Source organism: Pseudomonas sp. PS02303, from assembly GCF_029959925.1.
GTDB classification, from domain to species: Bacteria; Pseudomonadota; Gammaproteobacteria; order Pseudomonadales; family Pseudomonadaceae; genus Aquipseudomonas; species Aquipseudomonas mandelii.
Genome location: NZ_JASCOM010000504.1, coordinates 1 through 1,704 on the forward strand (window position 1 = coordinate 1; position 1,704 = coordinate 1,704).

1 protein-coding gene is annotated in these 1,704 nt (G+C 59.3%); it reads right to left on the bottom strand.

What is annotated here, in order from left to right; all coding sequences use genetic code 11:
* Positions 1-172: 172 nt before the first annotated feature.
* Complete coding sequence (creD, locus tag QMX98_RS34505; protein ID WP_282412078.1) at positions 173-1,543, bottom strand: cell envelope integrity protein CreD; 1,371 nt, start codon at positions 1,541-1,543, stop codon at positions 173-175.
* Positions 1,544-1,704: the final 161 nt, after the last annotated feature.

The window sequence follows — 1,704 nt, forward strand, 5'->3', positions numbered from 1 at the left end:
CGCTCCCACAGTTGATCGGTGGTGTGCACGAACCTTGTGTTCACTGCAGATCCCATGTGGGAGCGAGCCTGCTCGCGATGGCACCACACCGGGTCAACAGGAAACAAACCGAATATCTGCTTCGCCAACTCTTCCCCCTCCCGCTGATCCTCGCGCAACCCCACCGACCGGCTCATTCCACCGCCCCCAGATCAAACGCCAACGGCTTGGCCGGCTTCTGCCCGATCCCGTACCAATCCAGCTTGCGGGTCAGCACCATGAACACGCCGAGCAAGCCGAACAGCAACAACGAGCCCATCAACAACGCGTAGTCCTCGGCACTCAACAAGCCGTAGAGCAAGCCATACAACGCCGCCAACCCCGCCGAAAAGCTCAAGCCGTGACGCGCGCTTCGCAACACATGGCAGACATAGAACCCGATCAGCAACACGCAGCCGCCGGCCGACAACAGATAAGCCAGGGCAAAACCGATGTGCTCCGACAGCGACAGCAGCAACAGGTAGAAGAATGCCAGCGCAACCCCCACCAATGCGTATTGCACCGGGTGCACCGCCAGGCTTTTCAGCACTTCGAAGAGGAAGAATCCGGCGAAGGTCAGCACGATGAACAGCAGTGCGTATTTGATCGCCCGATCGCTCTTGAGGTATTGGTCCACCGGATCAATGAAACTCACGCCAAAGCTGCGGCCGCTGTACGCCTCGCACCCACCGCCGGACACACAACTGCTCAGCGCTTCCTGCAGGTTCGTGGAGAAAAACGAGGTCTGCCAGTTGGCGGTAAACCCCTGATCGGTGACTTCACGCTGGGCCGGCAGGTAGTTGCCGATGAAGCTTGGGTGCGGCCAGTTGGCGCTCAGCGACACCTTGCTGGTCTTACCCACCGGAAGGATCTGCAACTGACCGGTGCCTTGCAGCCGCAGGTCGAAACCGAAGGTCAACTCCGTGGCTTGCTTGGTATCCAGCGCTGGCAATGTCACGTGTACACCTTCGCCTAACCAGCCCACCTGGGTCCCCGGAACAAAGTCCAGCCGCTGGTCATTGAGTTCGAGTTTCAGGGCGTTTTCGATGCCGCGAATGTCGCTGATACCGACGGCCAGAAACGGCTGGTCGAACTGGTAATCGGCGAAGTCTTCCTTGATGCCCAGTTGTGCCGGGACCGAGAAATGCCCGCTGATGCGGTTGTCGGCGTGGAACAGTCGCGCCTCGTAAATGCCTCGGGAGCGCAGTTCGGTCTGCACCTGGCCATCGAGTTCGAAGCGTTCCGGGAGGAAATACAGACGACCGCGCTCCTCACCGACTTCCTGATAACGCTGGTTGGTTTTTTCGTTGAGCTTCCAGGTGCGCACCACTTTGCGATACGGCACCACCATCAGCGGCCCGTTCAGTTGCTGGCTGTAGCTGGAGCTGCGGGCAATGTCTTCAAGCACACCGTCGCGCAATTGCTGGCGGTCCTGGATGACGCCGTTGATCATCAGCAACGGAATCAGCAATAGCAGAATCAGAAGGGCGATTGCCCCGAGTTTTAGGGTCAGGCTGCGGTTCATGGGACTCTCCCTGTTTGGATGGGGAGAGTCTGGAATCGGTGTGTGGGGGATTTATGAGGGGAATATGGAGATTGTGTGGAGTCTGGACCGGCCCCATCGCGAGCAGGCTCGCTCCCACAGTTGATCTGCGGTCCCCCAGCAGGAGTGAGCCTGCTCGCGAT

Bases quoted from the DNA above. Each gene is read 5' to 3' on its own strand.
- creD (WP_282412078.1), bottom strand. From the start codon at position 1,543: ATGAACCGCAGCCTGACCCTAAAACTCGGGGCAATCGCCCTTCTGATT.